The 16,571-nt window shown below is 73.0% G+C and carries 11 protein-coding genes and 1 pseudogene; 5 read left to right on the top strand and 7 right to left on the bottom strand.

Features of this window, described 5'->3' with window-relative positions; genetic code table 11:
* Positions 1 to 385: 385 nt before the first annotated feature.
* Positions 386 to 904 (bottom strand): PaaI family thioesterase, encoded by a 519-nt coding sequence (locus ACIQI7_RS36065; protein WP_401118321.1) that lies wholly within the window; start codon positions 902 to 904, stop codon positions 386 to 388.
* A 273-nt stretch (positions 905 to 1,177) separates the two neighbouring features.
* Between ACIQI7_RS36065 and polA the strand changes: the two genes are divergently transcribed.
* Together polA and ACIQI7_RS36055 are read left to right on the top strand one after the other, a co-directional pair.
* Entirely contained in the window at positions 1,178 to 3,865 is a 2,688-nt protein-coding gene (gene polA / locus ACIQI7_RS36060; RefSeq protein ID WP_401118368.1) for a DNA polymerase I, read from the top strand.
* A 134-nt stretch (positions 3,866 to 3,999) separates the two neighbouring features.
* Positions 4,000 to 4,779 (top strand): GNAT family N-acetyltransferase, encoded by a 780-nt coding sequence (locus ACIQI7_RS36055; protein ID WP_401118319.1) that lies wholly within the window; start codon positions 4,000 to 4,002, stop codon positions 4,777 to 4,779.
* Positions 4,780 to 4,899: 120 nt separating this feature from the next.
* Here ACIQI7_RS36055 and ACIQI7_RS36050 read toward each other — a convergent pair whose 3' ends face one another.
* Entirely contained in the window at positions 4,900 to 5,298 is a 399-nt protein-coding gene (locus ACIQI7_RS36050) for a VOC family protein (protein ID WP_401118316.1), read from the bottom strand.
* A 93-nt stretch (positions 5,299 to 5,391) separates the two neighbouring features.
* Here ACIQI7_RS36050 and ACIQI7_RS36045 point away from each other — a divergent pair, with 93 nt between their 5' ends.
* Positions 5,392 to 6,363: a helix-turn-helix transcriptional regulator gene (locus ACIQI7_RS36045; RefSeq protein ID WP_401118314.1), complete on the top strand. Its 972-nt coding sequence runs from the start codon at positions 5,392 to 5,394 to the stop codon at positions 6,361 to 6,363.
* Between the two features lie 46 nt (positions 6,364 to 6,409).
* Here the strand turns inward: ACIQI7_RS36045 and ACIQI7_RS36040 are convergent, their stop codons facing one another.
* From ACIQI7_RS36040 to ACIQI7_RS36030, 3 genes are all read right to left on the bottom strand, one after another.
* Positions 6,410 to 6,877 (bottom strand): NADAR family protein, encoded by a 468-nt coding sequence (locus ACIQI7_RS36040; RefSeq protein ID WP_401118312.1) that lies wholly within the window; start codon positions 6,875 to 6,877, stop codon positions 6,410 to 6,412.
* Positions 6,878 to 7,079: 202 nt separating this feature from the next.
* On the bottom strand, positions 7,080 to 9,590 hold the full coding sequence (hrpB, locus tag ACIQI7_RS36035) for an ATP-dependent helicase HrpB (protein WP_401118310.1): 2,511 nt from the start codon (positions 9,588 to 9,590) through the stop codon (positions 7,080 to 7,082).
* 2 nt (positions 9,591 to 9,592) lie between these two features.
* A complete protein-coding gene (locus ACIQI7_RS36030; protein ID WP_401118308.1) occupies positions 9,593 to 10,471 on the bottom strand; it encodes a class I SAM-dependent methyltransferase in 879 nt (292 codons plus the stop codon).
* Between the two features lie 413 nt (positions 10,472 to 10,884).
* Between ACIQI7_RS36030 and rpsA the strand changes: the two genes are divergently transcribed.
* Positions 10,885 to 12,375, top strand: coding sequence for a 30S ribosomal protein S1 (rpsA, locus tag ACIQI7_RS36025; RefSeq protein ID WP_030061640.1), 1,491 nt, complete (start codon positions 10,885 to 10,887; stop codon positions 12,373 to 12,375).
* Between the two features lie 210 nt (positions 12,376 to 12,585).
* Positions 12,586 to 14,787, top strand: a complete 2,202-nt coding sequence (locus tag ACIQI7_RS36020; RefSeq protein ID WP_401118304.1) for an MMPL family transporter — start codon at positions 12,586 to 12,588, stop codon at positions 14,785 to 14,787.
* Positions 14,788 to 15,032: 245 nt separating this feature from the next.
* Here ACIQI7_RS36020 and zapE read toward each other — a convergent pair.
* Both zapE and ACIQI7_RS36010 read right to left on the bottom strand, forming a co-directional pair.
* Positions 15,033 to 15,959 (bottom strand): annotated as a pseudogene (gene zapE / locus ACIQI7_RS36015) (cell division protein ZapE); the annotation flags it as partial.
* A gap of 130 nt (positions 15,960 to 16,089) precedes the next feature.
* Positions 16,090 to 16,521, bottom strand: a complete 432-nt coding sequence (locus ACIQI7_RS36010; protein WP_401118302.1) for a MarR family winged helix-turn-helix transcriptional regulator — start codon at positions 16,519 to 16,521, stop codon at positions 16,090 to 16,092.
* Positions 16,522 to 16,571 lie beyond the last annotated feature (50 nt).

The raw sequence follows: 16,571 nt of genomic DNA, 5'->3' as shown, positions 1-16,571 counted from the left end.
ATGGGGGTTGCAGCTGGCAGCGTCGATTATCGGACGATCATGTCCGATGCTCTGGTTTCGACCTTGAGCGTCCGGATTACGGACGTCGGAAGTGGTGCCAAGGGGTTCCGCGGCGCCTGAAGGTCGCGGAACCCGGCAATTGATCGGATTTCCTACTTGTTACGTAGCGTCACATGTGGCGGGTTGGGGTCGGCCGCGCCCGGGCATGTGAAAGCCCCCTCGTCCAGACCAACGCCTGCCCAGGGCGGCGGAGGGTCAAACAAGGGGGCGGAAAAGGGACTTGATGTCGCTCTGATTGAACTCTTCGGCGTGGTAGGGCCGTTGTGGCGTCGGTGGTTCAGGACGCGCCGGAGGTTCGGGCCGTGTCGCGGTTTCCGGGGGCCCGTCAGAGGTCGCGCAGCATGCAGGTCAGCCGGCAGCTGGTGATCCGCCGGCCGGTGTCGTCGGTGATCGCGATCTCGTAGGTGGCGGCGGTGCGGCCCTTGAACACGGCCGTCGCCACCCCGGTCACCAGGCCCGAGGTGGCCGAGCGGTGGTGGGTGGCGTTGAGGTCCACGCCGACCGCGTAGCGGCCCGGTCCGGCGTGCAGCATCGCCCCGATCGAGCCCAGCGTCTCGGCCAGCGCCGCCGACGCGCCGCCGTGCAGCAGCCCGTACGGCTGCTGGTTGCCCTCCACCGGCATGGTCCCGACCACGCGGTCGCCGGAGGCCTCGACGATCCGGATGCCGAGCTTCTCGCCGAGGTGGCCGCCGGAGAAGGTCTGCGGGCTGACGCCGAGCTTGGCGAAGTGGTCCAGCACGTCCTGCGGGACGTTCAGGACCGGCGCGGTGTCGGTCGCGGGCGCGGTGTCGGTCGCGGTGGCGGGCGTGGTGTCGGTGGCGGTGCCGGGGGCCGCGTCGGTCATGGGGTGAGCTCCTGCCGCTGGGGGACGCTGGGGACTGCTGAGGAAGGCCGGGGATGCCGGGGAACGCCGGGGGCGTGCCGCCTGTGATCGTACGACCGTCCTACTCGGAGGTAGCAGCTGCGGACGGACCGGCGCGGCGTCCTTTTTGTCGGTGCCGGGCCATAGGATCGGTGGCCGGTAGTGGAATCGGCAGGAACGGACGTTGACGTGGCTACGCAGAGTACGGACAAGGGCGCGACGGGTGGCGGCGGGGCCGGCCGGCGGCCCCGGCTGATGCTGCTGGACGGGCACTCGATGGCCTACCGGGCCTTCTACGCCCTGCCCGTGGAGAACTTCAACACCTCCACCGGCCAGCCCACCAACGCGGTCTACGGCTTCGCCTCGATGCTCGCCAACACCGTGCGCGACGAGCAGCCCACCCACCTCGCCGTCGCCTTCGACCTCTCCCGGCAGACCTTCCGCTCCGTCGAGTTCCCCGACTACAAGGCCAACCGCGCCAAGACGCCGGACGAGTTCCGCAGCCAGGTCGGCCTGATCGGCGAACTGCTCGACGCCATGCACGTCCCCCGGCTCACGGTCGAGGGCTTCGAGGCCGACGACATCATCGCCACCCTGGCCACCGCCGCCGAGGCGGCCGGCTACGACGTCGACATCGTCACCGGCGACCGCGACTCGCTCCAGCTGGTCACCGACCACGTCACCGTGCTCTACCCCACCAAGGGCGTCTCCGAGCTCACCCGCTTCACCCCGGAGAAGGTCACCGAGAAGTACGGCGTCACCCCGCGCCAGTACCCGGACCTCGCCGCGCTGCGCGGCGACCCGTCCGACAACCTGCCCGGCATCCCCGGCGTCGGCGAGAAGACCGCCGCCAAGTGGGTCAACCAGTTCGGCTCCTTCGACGAACTGGTCTCCCGCGCCGACGAGGTGAAGGGCAAGATCGGCGAGAAGCTGCGCGAGCACCTCGACTCGGTCAAGCGCAACCGGGTGCTCACCGAGCTGGTCCGCGACGTCCAACTCCCGGTCGGCGTCGCGGACCTGGACCGCAAGCCGTTCGACAAGGACGCCGTCGGCACCCTGATGGAGTCGCTGGAGTTCCGCAACGCCAACTTCCGCGACCGCGTCTTCGGCATCGACCCGTCCGCCGGCGAGGCCCAGGCGGAGGCCGAGCTCGCCCCCGGCGTCGAGGTCGACGGCGAGCTCCTCACCGACCCGGGCACCCTGGCCGCCTGGCTGGCCGAGCACGCCTCCGACGGCAAGACCACCGTCGCCCTCGCCGCCGTCTACCAGTGGGCGCTCGGCTCCGGCGAGGTCACCGAAGTCGCCCTCGCCGCCGGGGAGTCCGCCGCCTGGTTCGACCCGGCGCTGCTCGCCGAGGAGGACGAGCAGGCCTTCACCCGCTGGCTCGCCGACGCCACCGCCCCCAAGGCCCTGCACATCGCCAAGCAGGTGATGCGCGCCTTCGCCGAGCGCGGCTGGACGATCGAGGGCGTCGTCGCCGACACCGCGCTCGCCGCCTACCTGGAGAAGCCCGGCCGCCGCACCTTCACCCTGGAGGTGCTCGCCGAGGAGTACCTGGCCCGCTCGCTCACCCCCGCCCCCGCCACCGAGAGCGGCCAACTCGCCTTCGATGCACCGGAGGAGGACGAGACGGCCGCCGCCCAGTCGCTGATGCTCCAGGCCCGCGCCGTGCTCGACCTCGCCGCGCTCTTCGACACCCGCCTCGGCGAGGTCGGCGCCGCCGAGCTGATGCACGACATGGAACTGCCCATCGCCGCCCTGCTGGCCCGGATGGAGCGCTACGGCATCGCCGCCGACCGCGAGTGGCTCACCGGCCTGGAGGCGCAGTTCGCCGCCGAGATCCAGCGCGTGGTGGAGGAGGCGCACGCCGCCGCCGGGCACGAGTTCAACCTCGGCTCGCCCAAGCAGCTCCAGGAGATCCTCTTCGGCGAACTCGCCCTCCCCAAGACCAAGAAGATCAAGACCGGCTACACCACCGACGCCGACGCGCTCACCTGGCTGGCCACCCAGACGGACAACGAGCTGCCGGTCATCCTGCTGCGCCACCGCGACCAGGCCAAGCTGCGCACGACCGTCGAGGGCCTGCTCAAGACCGTCTCGCCCAAGGGCCGCATCCACACCACCTTCAACCAGATGGTCGCCGCCACCGGCCGGCTCTCCTCGCAGGACCCGAACCTGCAGAACATCCCCGTCCGCACCGAGGAGGGCCGCGCCATCCGCCGCGCCTTCGTCGTCGGCGAGGGCTACGAGTCCCTGCTCACCGCCGACTACTCGCAGATCGAACTGCGGATCATGGCGCACCTGTCCGAGGACGAGGCGCTGATCGAGGCCTTCGCCTCCGGCGAGGACCTGCACAACACCGTCGCCTCCCAGGTCTTCGAGGTGCCGCGCGCCGCGGTGGACGCCGAGATGCGCCGCAAGATCAAGGCGATGTCCTACGGCCTGGCGTACGGGCTGTCCGCGTACGGGCTGTCGCAGCAGCTCGGCATCAAGCCGGCCGAGGCCCAGGGCCTGATGGACACCTACTTCGAGCGCTTCGGCGGCGTGCGGGACTACCTGCGCCGGGTCGTCGACGAGGCCCGGGCGACGGGCTACACCGAGACGCTGCTCGGCCGCCGCCGCTACCTGCCGGACCTCAACAGCGACAACCGCCAGCGCCGCGAGATGGCCGAGCGGATGGCCCTCAACGCCCCGATCCAGGGCTCGGCCGCCGACATCGTCAAGATCGCCATGCTCCGGGTGGACGAGGCGCTGCGCGCGGCCGGCCTCACCTCCCGGATGCTGCTCCAGGTGCACGACGAAATCGTGCTGGAGCTGGCCCCGGGCGAGCGCGAGCAGGTCGAGGCCCTCGTCCGCGAGCAGATGGCGGGCGCCTACCCGCTGCGCGCTCCGCTGGACGTCTCGGTCGGCGTCGGCCCGAACTGGGAGGCCGCCGCGCACTGACGCGGCGTGCGGTACGCGGCGGGCCCGGACGCGCGGAGCGTCCGGGCCCGCTGCCGTCCCGGCCCAAGGCGCCTGGTCGGATCGCAGGGAAATCGTCCCGTACGCCGGGTCAATTCCGTACTACCGTAGGCCCAATGACAACAGGAGCCACTGCGACCGACCAGTCCGTATCCCTGGCCGAGGCGCCGAAGAACCAGGCCCGCAACTCCGCCGCCTTCTGGACCGCGACCGGCCGAAGCCGCGGGCACGAGGTGATCCGCTGCCGCGGATTCGTCGCGGTCGACGGAGACGAGCGGGCGGGTCTGCGGATCCTCGTCCAGGAGCCCGACCTCGACCCGGACGAACTGGCCGGGTTGACCGACCTGGTCCGCCGGGCCGCGGGGGCGGTGAACGTCGAGGATCCGTTCAGCTCCACCGACCTGAGCCACCTGGGCATGCGCAGCTGGCAGATGCCGGTCATGCTGCGGCTGCCCGGGCCCGTCGGCGAACCGGCGCTGGACGTGATCCGGGTGCGGCGGCCCGAGGAGCTCCAGACGGCCGAGCGGGTCGTGATCGAGGGCTTCGAGCTGGACGGGTTCGAGCCCCACCGCCCCGGCGAACTCTTCCCGGCGGCGCTGATCGAAGAGCCGGGCGTGGACGTGTTCATCGCCTCGATCGACGGCGAGACCGCGGGCGCCGGCGTCAGCGTCCTGGCCGACGGCGTCGGCAGCCACTACTGGATCAGTACGTCGTCGGCGTTCCGCTCGCGCGGCGTGGGCCGGGCCGTCATGCTCGGCGCCCTCGCCCACCTGGCGGACCACCCGGCCACACTCACCGCCTCGAAGCTGGGCAGGCCGCTGTACGAGTCGCTGGGGTACACGGTCGCGGCGCCCTCGACCTGGTGGGCCGCCCCGCGTCCGACCGCGTCGCACTGAAGCCCGCCGGCCCGCACCGTCGTGATGCGCGGGCCGGCACTCGCACCGCGCAGGAAGTCGGCGCCGCCGACTTCCTGCGCGCCCGGCGACTTCGTCGTGCGGGCCGTCGTGTGCGTGGCGTCAGCGTGCGAACTTCTCGACGGCCGCCGGGGTGACGGGGGTGAAGAAGTTGACCAGGTTGCCGTCGGGGTCGCGGAACAGCAGCGACCGGTTCCCCCACGGCATCGTGGTCGGCTCGGTGACGAAGTCTGGGACGAAGCCGCGCAGGTTCCGGTGGACGCGGTCCACGTCGTCGACGAGGAACTCGGTGATCACGCTGTGGTTGGCCGCCGGGCGGGCGGAGCCCGGGGCGAACAGCGGGACGGTACGGGCACCGGCGATCGCTAGGGTGGCGCCGCCGACCCTGAGTTCGGCGAAGTCCTCGGTGGCCCACGCCGCCCGCGCCCCGGTGGCTCGCTCGTAGAACTCGACGAGGCGCGCCACGTCGCCGGTGATGATGCGGATCGAGACGAAGTCCATGGGGATCTCTCCTTGGCCGTGCCGGATGTGTGCGTCGCAGGCTAGGAGAAATAGTGGACAGAACCGGTCCCCTATTCGCGTTAGGCTGCGAACATGTCCCGACCGGCCGCCCGCGTGCTGACCCTCCTGGAGCTGCTGCAGTCGGGCGGCACCCGGACCGTGGCCGAACTCGCCGACCGGCTCGGCGTCGAAGGGCGCACCGTGCGCCGGTACGTGGACCAGCTGATCGACCTGGACGTCCCCGTGGAGTCGGTGCGCGGCCGCTACGGCGGGTACCGGCTCGCCCCCGGGTACCGTCTTCCTCCGCTCATGCTCAGCGACGACGAGGCGCTGGCCGTACTGCTCGGTCTGGTCGCCGGCCGCCGAGCGGGGTTGACGACGACCGACCGCACGGCGGGTGAGACGGCGGCGGCCAAGATCCGGCGGGTGCTGCCCCGGCACCTCGCGCATCGGCTGGACACGCTCCTGGAAGCCCTCGACTTCACGGACCAGCCCGGCGAGTTCGACACCCCGGACGCGGAGGTCCTGCTCACCATCGCCGACGCGGTGCGCCACCGCCGACCGGTCTCGATCCGCTACACCGACCGCGACGGACGGCGCAGCGAACGCACGCTGCACGCGTACGGGATCGTCGCCCACGCGGGCCGGTGGTACGTCACGGGCAAGGACCCCGCGATCGGCGAGGACCGGACCTTCCGGCTCGACCGCATCGAGGACGCGCGGACCCGGCCAGGCTCCTTCGAAGCCCCCGAGGGCCCCGGTCCGGCGCAGCGGGTGTTGTCGGCGTTCGCCACGGCCGAGTACCGGCACGAGGTGACCCTGCGGATCCAGGGCACGGCCGCCCAGGTCCGCGCCCACCTCCCCGCGAGCGTCGCGATCCTGGAGGAGTGCGCGCCCGGGGCGGGCGGCTGGCTGCGCGTCGAGCTGCGGGCGGAGCGTCTCGACTGGCTGCCCCCGGTCCTCGCCTCACTCGACCGGCCGTTCGTCATCGAGCGCCCCGACGAGCTGCGCGACCTCGTCACCGCACTCGCCGACCGCCTCACGTCCCATGCCCGCCGAGCCTGACGGCGCGGAGCCGGCGCACTGGCGCCGGCACGGGCGACCGGCCGCGCTACCCCGGGCGGCCGTGCCCTTCGCGGGCTTCGGCGCGGAGCTGGTGGCGGGTGCGCATCAGGATCCGACCGAGCATGTTCTTGCCGGTTCCGGTCCTGCCGCGGCCCCAGTAGTGGTCGGTGCCGGTGTCCTCGACGATCTCCTCGTCGGCGGTCGACAACAGGATGTCGCGGATGTCCGCGTGGGTCCGGAACTTGGCCGCCACGGCGCGGCGCATCACGTCGTCCTTGACCCGCTCCCAGTCCCGCCGCAACGGTCTGGACGGGTCACGACCCAACTCGGCGGCACGCAGCGGCGTGCGAGCGCGACGGACGAGATCGGCATGGCGGGTGCCGGTGAACTTCTGGGCCTGGAAATAGTGTTCCGAGGTCGGCCAGAAGTGCCCGTCCAGTTCCAGGCCGTGGGCGAAGAAATTGGAGAAGCAGCCGTAGGGGACTTCGTCCGCGCCGTAGAAGTAGATCGTCATCCGAGCCTCGCCGCAGTTGCGTGAAGCCGCACCGTCTCAGGCGCGGGCCGCACCCGCAACCGGTTTCGCGTCCCGCACGGCCTTCGGCCCGCCCACTGGCCGGGCTGGGAGGCGGTCTTCGGCGCCGTGAGGCGGTGGGGGTGCACCAGAAGCCCGACGCTCGTCCTCTTCTCCGCGATCCGGCCGAACCGGCGGGACCGACCTACTTCCGCGCGTTGGTGCGGCGGGTGGGTTCGGCCGTGGTCGGGTCCTCGGGCCAGGGGTGGCGGGGGTAGCGTCCCCTGAGTTCTGCGCGGACGGCGCGGTAGCCGTCGCGCCAGAAGCTCTCCAGGTCGCCGGTGACGGCGGCGGGGCGGCCGGCGGGCGACAGGAGGTGGATGGTCAGTGGGACACGGCCTCCGGCCAGGGCAGGGGTCGCAGTCCAGCCGAAGAGTTCCTGCAACTTGACTGCCAGCACGGGGCGTTCGGTGGTGTAGTCCACGCGGATCTTCGATCCTGACGGCACCGTGATGCGCTCGGGGGCGAGCTCGTCCAGGCGGCCGGCCTCGCCGCTCGTCCAGGGGAGCAGGCGCTGCAGGGCGGCGGTGGTATCGATCCTCGCGAGGTCGGCACGGCGGCGGGCGCGGGAGAGTTCGGGCTCCAGCCACTCCTCGGCCCGCTCCAGCAGCGCCTCGTCGGAGACGTCGGGCCAGGGATCGCCGATGGCGGCGTGCAGGAAGGCCAGGCGTTCGCGCAGGTTGGACGGGAAGGTCAGCAGCGTGCCGACGCCCTCGCGGGCGAGGCCTTCGAGGAGAGCCGCCCGGACGAGCAGGGGGTCGGGGCGATCGAGGGGCTTCTCGGCGAGTTCGACGGCGCCCAGCGACTCGACCCGGCGCGAGACGACCTCCCCGCGCCGGGTGTCCCAGTGGACCTCCTCGCGCGCCGTGAGCAGCGCCGCTCCGGCGGCCAGCGCGGTGGCCTCGTCCAGCGCCGCCGCGTGCAGGACGCGGGCCGAGTGGGAGCCCGCCGGGCGGTCGGCGACCGCGACGGCGAGCCAGGGCAGGGCGCCGAGCGCCGTGCCGGGCGCGAGTTCGGCGGCCGTCCCGCCGGCCATCAGGTACGGGCTGCGCTCGCCGGGGGCGGGCCGCTCGACGCGGGCGCGGGCGATCCGCTCCGGGAAGGCGAGCGCGACGACGAGCCCGGCGGCGACGGCGTCGGGGAGGTCGGTGGCGGGCTCGTCGGCGGTGGCGCGCAGCAGCCGGCGGACTTCGTCGCGCCAGCGCCCCGCGTAGGGGTCGCGGGAGGACCGAACCGTCCGCCAGACCGCGCCGAGGTCGTCGCCGAGCGCCCGGAGCGGTTCCTCGGAGAGCAGCGCGACGACCTCGGCGGCTCGCCGCGCGCCGACCGCCGCCGCCCCGTCGACCAGGGCGCGCCCCAGCCGCGGGTGCAGCCCCGTACGGGCGAGCCGGACGCCGCGCGCGGTGGCCCGCCCGTCCGGGTCGACCGCGCCGAGGGCGACCAGGGCCTGCCGGGCGGCGGCCATCGCCCCGGCGGGCGGGGCGTCGGGCAGGGCGAGGCCGTGGGCGTCCGGGTCGCCCCAGCAGGCGGCCTGGAGGGCGAAGCCGGTGAGGTCGGCGAGCGCGATCTCCGGAGTGGGGAAGCGGGCGGCGAGGGCGTCCTCGGCCTCGTTCCAGCAGCGGTAGACGGTGCCGGGGGCCTCGCGTCCGGCCCGGCCGGCCCGCTGGCGGGCGGCGGCGAGCGAAGCCCGGACGGTGACCAGCCCGGCGAGCCCGCGGGCGTGGTCGGTGCGCGGCTCCCGGGCGAGTCCGGCGTCCACCACGACCCGGACGCCGGGGACGGTCAGCGAGGACTCGGCGACGGCGGTGGCGAGCACGACCCGCCGGGAAGCGGACGGCGACAGGGCGGCGTCCTGGACGGCCTGCGGGGCGCGGCCGTGGAGTTGCAGGACGTCCACGGGAAGACCGCCCAGCGCCCCGGCGACCCGGGCGATCTCGCCGACGCCGGGCAGGAAGCAGAGCACGTCCCCGTCCCGCTCGGTCAGCGCCCGCCGCACCACCGAGGCGACGTGGTCGAGCAGCGCCGGGTCCACCCGGGTGCCGTGGGCGGGCCGGACGGCGCGCGGCGGCGGCGCCCAGACCGCCTCGACCGGGTGGGAGGTGCCGTGCGCCTCAACCACCGGGGCGCCGCCGAGCAGCTCGGCCCAGGCGTCGGTGTCGGAGGTGGCCGAGGCGCAGACCAGCCCGAGGTCGGGCCGCAGCGCCGCCCGGACGTCGAGCAGGAAGGCGAGCGCGGTGTCGGCGTCCAGGTGCCGTTCGTGGCACTCGTCCAGGACGACCACGTCCACGCCGGGCAGTTCCTGGTCGCGCTGGAGCCGTTGCAGCAGCACGCCGGTGGTGACCACCTCGACGACCGTCGAGGGCCCGACGCGGCGCTCGCCGCGCACGGTGTACCCGACCCGGCCGCCGACGGCCTCGCCGAGCAGCCAGGCCATCCGCCGGGCGGCCGCCCGGACGGCGAGCCGGCGCGGCTCGGCGACCAGCACCCGCCGCACCGGGCTCCCGGGGTCCAGCAGCCCGGCCAGGGCCAGCGGCACCAGGGTGGTCTTGCCGGTGCCGGGCGGCGCGGCGAGGACGGCGGTGCCGTGCCCGGCCAGTGCGTCGTGGAGGGCGGGCAGGGCGGTGCGGACGGGCAGGTCGTGCCCCACCGGACGCAACCTCAGCCCCGCTCGGTGACGAAGATCGCCGTGCCGGGGATCAGCCGTCCGCGAAGCGGGGACCAGCCGCCCCACTCTTGTTCCAGGCCGGCCGGCCACTCGGGCTCGACCAGGTCCACCAGCCGGAAGCCGGCGGCCACGAGTTCGCGGACCCGGTCGCCGAGGGTGCGGTGGTGCTCGACGTAGGTGGCGCGCCCCTGCTCGTCCTGCTCGACGTAGGGGGTGCGGTCGAAGTAGGAGGACACCGCGGTGAGGCCCTCGACGCCGGGCTCGTCGGGGAAGGCCCAGCGGATCGGGTGGGTCACCGAGAACACCCAGCGCCCGCCCGGCCGCAGCACCCGGTGCACCTCGCGCATCAGGGCGGCGGTGTCGGCGCTGAACGGGACGGCGCCGTACGCGGAGCAGGCGAGGTCGAAGGAGGCGTCGGCGAAGGGCAGCACGGCGGCGTCGGCCTGGACGACCGGGACGGGCGCGGTGCCGCGGCCGAGGTCGATCCGGCGGGAGTGCTGGAGCTGGCGGTAGGAGATGTCCAGGGCGACGGGCCGGGCGCCCCGGGCGGCCAGCCAGCGGGAGCACTGGGCGGCGCCGGCGCCGATCTCCAGGACGTCCCGGCCGGCCACCTCGCCGAGCAGCCGGGCGTCGGCCTCGTCCAGGCCCTCGGGGCACCAGGTGAAGCGGTCGTCGCCGAGGAACTCGCCGTGCTCGTCCTGGTACTCGTCGGCGTTGCGGTCCCACCAGTGCCGGCTGGCCCGGCTGCTCTCCCCGCTGCCGGCCTCCCGCCGGAGCGCGTCGTCGCCGTCCTCCTCCTCGTCCCCAACGGGGGAGGTGTCAAGATCGTGCAGGTTCGACTGGGGGGTGGTGGCCACGGTGACAATGCCCATCGCGTAGGGTACGGAGTGCGGAAGCGCCGCTGCCGAGAACCGGCCCGTAAGGGTCCGGGTCCTGGCGGTGGCATCCGGGGACAAGGCCCCTTCGGGCGCCGCCGCGAGGCGCGCATTCGGAGGATATGGCCTGATCCGTACCGGGCTCCACCGTCTTGCCGTCCTTCGGCATTGACCGTGCCTGGCCGTCCCCGTATGCTACAAGTTGCGCTGCGGGCCTGCGCGCCTCGGACGGAGCAGGTCGCGCTCGCATCTGTCGAAGACCCCACGGTCGCAAGACGGACGCCGGTTCTCGTTGTACGGGAATCCCGGTGCGCCGTGTTCTTGGCTGTCCGGCTTTCGGTGGGAGCGATACGGGCCCTCCGCGTGGCATTACCTACGACTTTCATGTCCGTACCGGAGCCCTTTTCCTAATGACGAGCCCCACCGACTCCTCCCTCAGCACCACCCCGCAGGTCGCGGTCAACGACATCGGCGACGCGGAGGCCTTCCTCGCCGCGATCGACGAGACCATCAAGTACTTCAACGATGGCGACATCGTCGAGGGCGTCATCGTGAAGGTCGACCGTGACGAGGTCCTCCTCGACATCGGTTACAAGACCGAGGGCGTCATCCCGTCCCGCGAGCTCTCGATCAAGCACGACGTTGACCCGCACGAGGTCGTCGCCGTCGGTGACAACATCGAGGCCCTGGTTCTCCAGAAGGAGGACAAGGAGGGTCGTCTCATCCTGTCCAAGAAGCGCGCTCAGTACGAGCGTGCCTGGGGCACGATCGAGAAGATCAAGGAAGAGGACGGCATCGTCACCGGTACCGTCATCGAGGTCGTCAAGGGTGGTCTCATCCTCGACATCGGCCTCCGCGGCTTCCTCCCCGCCTCGCTGGTCGAGATGCGTCGCGTCCGCGACCTCCAGCCCTACGTGGGCAAGGAGCTCGAGGCCAAGATCATCGAGCTGGACAAGAACCGCAACAACGTGGTCCTGTCCCGCCGTGCCTGGCTGGAGCAGACCCAGAGCGAGGTCCGCCAGACCTTCCTCACCACCCTCCAGAAGGGCCAGGTGCGCTCCGGCGTCGTCTCCTCGATCGTCAACTTCGGTGCCTTCGTGGACCTGGGTGGCGTCGACGGCCTGGTGCACGTCTCCGAGCTGTCCTGGAAGCACATCGACCACCCGTCCGAGGTCGTCGAGGTCGGCCAGGAGGTCACCGTCGAGGTTCTCGACGTGGACATGGACCGCGAGCGCGTCTCCCTGTCGCTGAAGGCGACCCAGGAGGACCCGTGGCAGCAGTTCGCCCGTACCCACCAGATCGGCCAGGTCGTTCCGGGTAAGGTCACCAAGCTGGTTCCGTTCGGTGCGTTCGTCCGCGTGGACGAGGGCATCGAGGGTCTGGTCCACATCTCCGAGCTGGCCGAGCGCCACGTCGAGATCCCGGAGCAGGTCGTCCAGGTCGGCGACGAGATCTTCGTCAAGGTCATCGACATCGACCTCGAGCGTCGCCGCATCAGCCTGTCGCTGAAGCAGGCCAACGAGGCCCTGGGTGCCAACCCGGCCGAGGTCGAGTTCGACCCGACCCTGTACGGCATGGCCGCCTCGTACGACGACCAGGGCAACTACATCTACCCGGAGGGCTTCGACCCCGAGGCGAACGACTGGCTGCCCGGCTTCGAGAAGCAGCGCGAGGAGTGGGAGCGCCAGTACGCCGAGGCGCAGGCCCGCTTCGAGCAGCACCAGGCCCAGGTCATCAAGAGCCGCGAGGCCGACGCCCAGGCCGCCGAGGAGGGTGGCGACGCCGTTGCCGCCGCCGCCGGTGGTTCCTACTCGTCCAGCAGCGACGAGGGCTCGGGCGCCCTGGCCTCCGACGAGGCCCTGGCCGCCCTGCGCGAGAAGCTGGCCGGCGGCCAGAGCTGAGGCTCCCGCTTCCCGCTAGCCGATAGCTAGACGGTGGGCCCCACCCGGAATTCCCGGGTGGGGCCCATTTCGTTTTTCGCCCTGATTTATACCGCCCCGACTTATATGTGGCTTATGTGAAGGAAAGTGTGAGATGAGGCTCATTGCCCGTCTATAGGCCGTAGTTCGGCTTGCACCTAGATTGAGGGGAGCTGCCTGAAAGGCTCCTTCATGCGTAACCCCTCTTCCGCCGCCCCCACCGCCGTGGTCGGTGGCCGGCTCGCGGCCCTCGGCCGGTTCTGCTTCCGCCACCGTCGCTGGGTGCTCGGCCTGTGGGCCGTCGTCCTGGTGGTCGGCGTCCTGATCGGGGGGCGGGTCTTCGAGGGCTCGGTGGCCGGGGCCGCCTCCGCCAGCGCCGAGGCCGACCGGGGCGGCGCGGTGGTCACCGCGGCCGACCCGGCCAAGGGCACCGTCACCGCCGTGGTGGACGGCCGGCCGGTGGACGATCCGGCGGTCCGGGCCGCCGTCGAGCGGGCCACCGCCGAGATCGCCGCTCTGCCCGGGGTCTCCTCCGCGCTGGACGCGTACGGCTCCGGCCCGGGACCGGCCGCGCTGCGGTCCGCCGACGGGACGGCGAGCCTGGTCAGCGTCCGGATGGCCGACACCGCGTCCACCGCCCAGACCGACGCCGTCACCCAGCGGCTCACCGCGCTGGACGGCACCGGCGGCGCCCACGTCACGGTCGGCGGGGACCTGGTGCTCCAGCAGGAGGTCAAGAAGCAGACCGAGAAGGACACCCGGTTCGGCGAGCTGGTGACGCTGCCGCTCACGCTGATCGTCATGGTGCTGGTCTTCGGCGGGCTGGCGGCGGCCTCGCTGCCGGTGATCGGGGCGGTCGCCTCGGTGGGCGGCGCGCTGCTGGCCATGTTCGGTTTCAGCCGGATCATGGACATCGACACCAGCGTGCTGCCGATCGCCACGGTGCTGGGGCTCGGGCTCTCGATCGACTACGCGCTGCTCATGGTGAATCGTTTCCGCGAGGAACGCGGCCACGGCGCGGGCATCGCCGCCGCCGTCGAACGGACCGCGGCGACCGCCGGACGCACCGTGGCCTTCTCCGGGCTGACCGTCGCCGTCGCGCTCTCGGGCCTGTTCGTCTTCACCAGCCCGGTGCTCGGCGCGGTGGCCGCGGCCGGGGTGAGCGTGGTGGTGATCGCCGTCGCCGCAGCGCTGACCCTGATCCCCGCCCTGCTCGGCTTCGCCGGGGCGCGGATCAGGACGCCCGCCGCGCCCGTGGCGGACGAGGGGTTCTTCAGCCGGACGGTGCGCCGGGTGCGCAAGCGGGCGGTGGCGGTCACGCTCGCCTCGGTGGCGCTGCTGATGGCGGCCGGCGCGCCGTTCCTGCACGCCGACATGCGCAGCTCCGGCGCCGCGGTGCTGCCCGCCTCCTCCGCCGGGCGGCAGGTCGCCGAGACGGTCGACCAGCGCTTCCCGCAGGCCGCGGCCGCGCCGATCACGGTGGTGGTCGAGGGCGGGGCGCCGGTGGCGCAGGCGTACGCGGACGAGGTGGTCGCCAAGCTGCCCGGGGTGAGCGGGGTGCGGGCCGTGACGCCGGTGGGCGACACGGTCTCCACGATCGACGTGCTGGTGCACGGGGACCCGCAGGGCGGGCAGGCCAAGCAGGTGGTGGAGGAGCTGCGGGCTGACCGCGGCGGGCTGACCACCTACGTCACCGGCGGCGCGGCCTCGGTGGTGGACTTCCAGGACGAGCTGCTCTCCCGCGGACCGTGGGCGCTCGGCCTGGTCGCGGTCGGCACCCTGGTGCTGCTCTTCCTGATGACCGGCTCGGTGGTGATGCCGGTCAAGGCGCTGCTGATGAACCTGCTCTCGCTGGGCGCCTCGCTCGGCGCGCTCACCCTGGTGTTCCAGGACGGCTGGTTCAGCGGGCTGCTCGGGTTCAGCCCGACCGGCGGGCTGGAGACCTTCATCCCGGTGCTGGTCTTCGCCTTCGCCTTCGGGCTGTCGATGGACTACGAGGTGTTCCTGCTCGCCCGGATCAAGGAGCTGCGGGACAAGGGGCACAGCTGTACCCGGGCGGTGGAGCTGGGCGTGCAGCGCAGCGGTCGGATCATCACCTCGGCGGCGCTGCTGATGGTGATCGTCTTCGCCGGGTTCGCGCTCGGGGACATGCTGATGGTCAAGCAGATGGGCATCGCGCTGGCCGTCGCCGTCGCGGTGGACGCCACCCTGGTGCGGTGCCTGCTGGTGCCCGCCGCGATGAGCCTGTTCGGCGAGTTCAACTGGTGGGCGCCCGCCCCGCTGCGGCGGCTGCACCGGCGGTTCGGGCTGAGCGAGCACGTCGACCTGCCGGAGATCGAGCCGGCGGTGATCCCGGTGCAGCGGCCGGTCAAGCCGCTGGTCGGGACGGCGTAGCGGGCTTCCCCGGAGGGGGCTGCTCCATCGGGGCCGTTCTGGAGCGGGCTTCTCCGGAGCGGCCTTCTCCGGACGGGGCTGCTCCGTAGGGGCGTCCGGAAGCTAGGGCGCCGGGACCGGCCGCTGCCGGAGCAGGGCGAGGCGGCTGGCGGTGCGGTCCAGGTCGCGCTGGAGCGGGAGCCCGGGTCCAGGCCGGTCATCGGGTCGGCGCCGATCAGGACCAGCCGGACGTCGCGGTCGCAGCAGACGTCCACCAGGTTGGCGAACCGCTGGCGGCCGTCCGGGCTCGCCTCGGTGAGCGGCGGGACGCCGTCCAGCACGAGGGTGGGGAAGCGTTCGACGAGCGCCAGGTAGTCGGGGACGGCGGTGCGGCCCTCGCAGAGCGCGTCGAAGCCGAACCAGACCAGGCCCCCGCCCTCGCGCACGGCGCGGGCGGGCAGCTCGCGGTGGTGGGCGGTCACCGGGGCGGCCTCCCCGGGCCCGGGCGGGGTCAGGCCGGCGGCCGCCTCCTGGCCGGGGCGCAGGACGGCGCCGGTGGTGAAGCGCGGCTCCTGCCCCGGGGGCCGGTCCCCGGTCGGGGCCGCCCGGCGGAAGTCGACCGCGCCGGCGACGTCGAGGACGTCCATCCGCTCCTGGATGAGCCTGATCGTCGGCTCGAAGAGGTGGTGGTAGAGCGGGTCGGGCATCAGGCCGGCGGGCGGGTCGTTGGACGTGGTGACCAGGGTGATCCGGCGGTCCAGCAGGGTGCGCAGCAGGCGGGCGACGAGCATCGCGTCCCCGGCGTCATGGGCGTGGAACTCGTCGAAGACCAGGATCCGGCAGTCGCCGAGCAGGTCGTCCACGGCGCGGTCGACGGCGGCGCCGTCGCGTGCGGAGTGCTGGGGGCCGGCGTCGTGGTGGGCGACCCCTTCGTGCAGGCGGCGGAAGAAGTCGTGGAAGTGCAGCCGCCGCTTGTGCGGGGTGGTCAGGCCGTCGAGGAAGGTGTCCACGAGCCAGCTCTTGCCGCGGCCGACCGGGCCCCACAGGTAGAGGTGGCGTGGTGGGTGCCGCAAGCGCCAGGCGGGCCGGGCCAGTTCGCCGGCGAGCCGGCTGAGCCGCTCGGCCGCCGCCTGTTGGGCGGGAGCGAGGGTGAAACCCCGCTGGTGGGCGGCGCGGTGGAAGTGCTCGCGCATGGCCTGGTGGTGCTGCTCTGCCCGGTCCGTCACGTGGTCGGACCCTAGCAGGGGCCGGGGCGGCCGGGGCGTCGTGGGTGTCGGTCCGTCAGCGCGGCCGGTGGGGCGGGGGGATGGCGGTGCCAGGGGGTCAGTGCAGGCGGCGCAGCAGGGGGACGGCGGCCCGCAGGGTGTGCTGCTCCTCGGGGGTGAGGCGGGACTCGATGACGCCGGCGATCCGGCGTTCGCGGCGGGCGCGCTGGTCGAACAGGGCGGTGCGGCCGGCCTCGGTGGCGGTGACGAGCAGCTTGCGGCCGTCGGTGGGGTGGGGCTGCTGGGTGACCAGCCCGGCCTCGGTCATCAGCGCGACGGTGCGGGCCATCGACTGGTGGCGGACCCGCTGGAGGGCGGCGAGTTCGGCGACCGTGCAGGTGCGCTCGTCACGGACCAGCAGGCCGAGGACGGCGGCCTGGTTCTGCGGGAGTTCGTCGCCGCCGCGCAGGGAGCGGACCAGGCTGCCGATGGCGGCGCGCAGGTCGGCGGCGAGTTCCAGGGTGTCCGGGTGCGGGTCCTCACTGTTCATGGGTGGAGTCTACCGGGAATTAATCCAGCACAGCTGTACAGCCTTGCTGT

This window comes from Kitasatospora sp. NPDC092039 (assembly GCF_044756065.1).
In the GTDB taxonomy this organism is placed as follows: domain Bacteria; phylum Actinomycetota; class Actinomycetes; order Streptomycetales; family Streptomycetaceae; genus Kitasatospora.
This window is presented reverse-complemented; position numbering and strand designations above follow the sequence as displayed.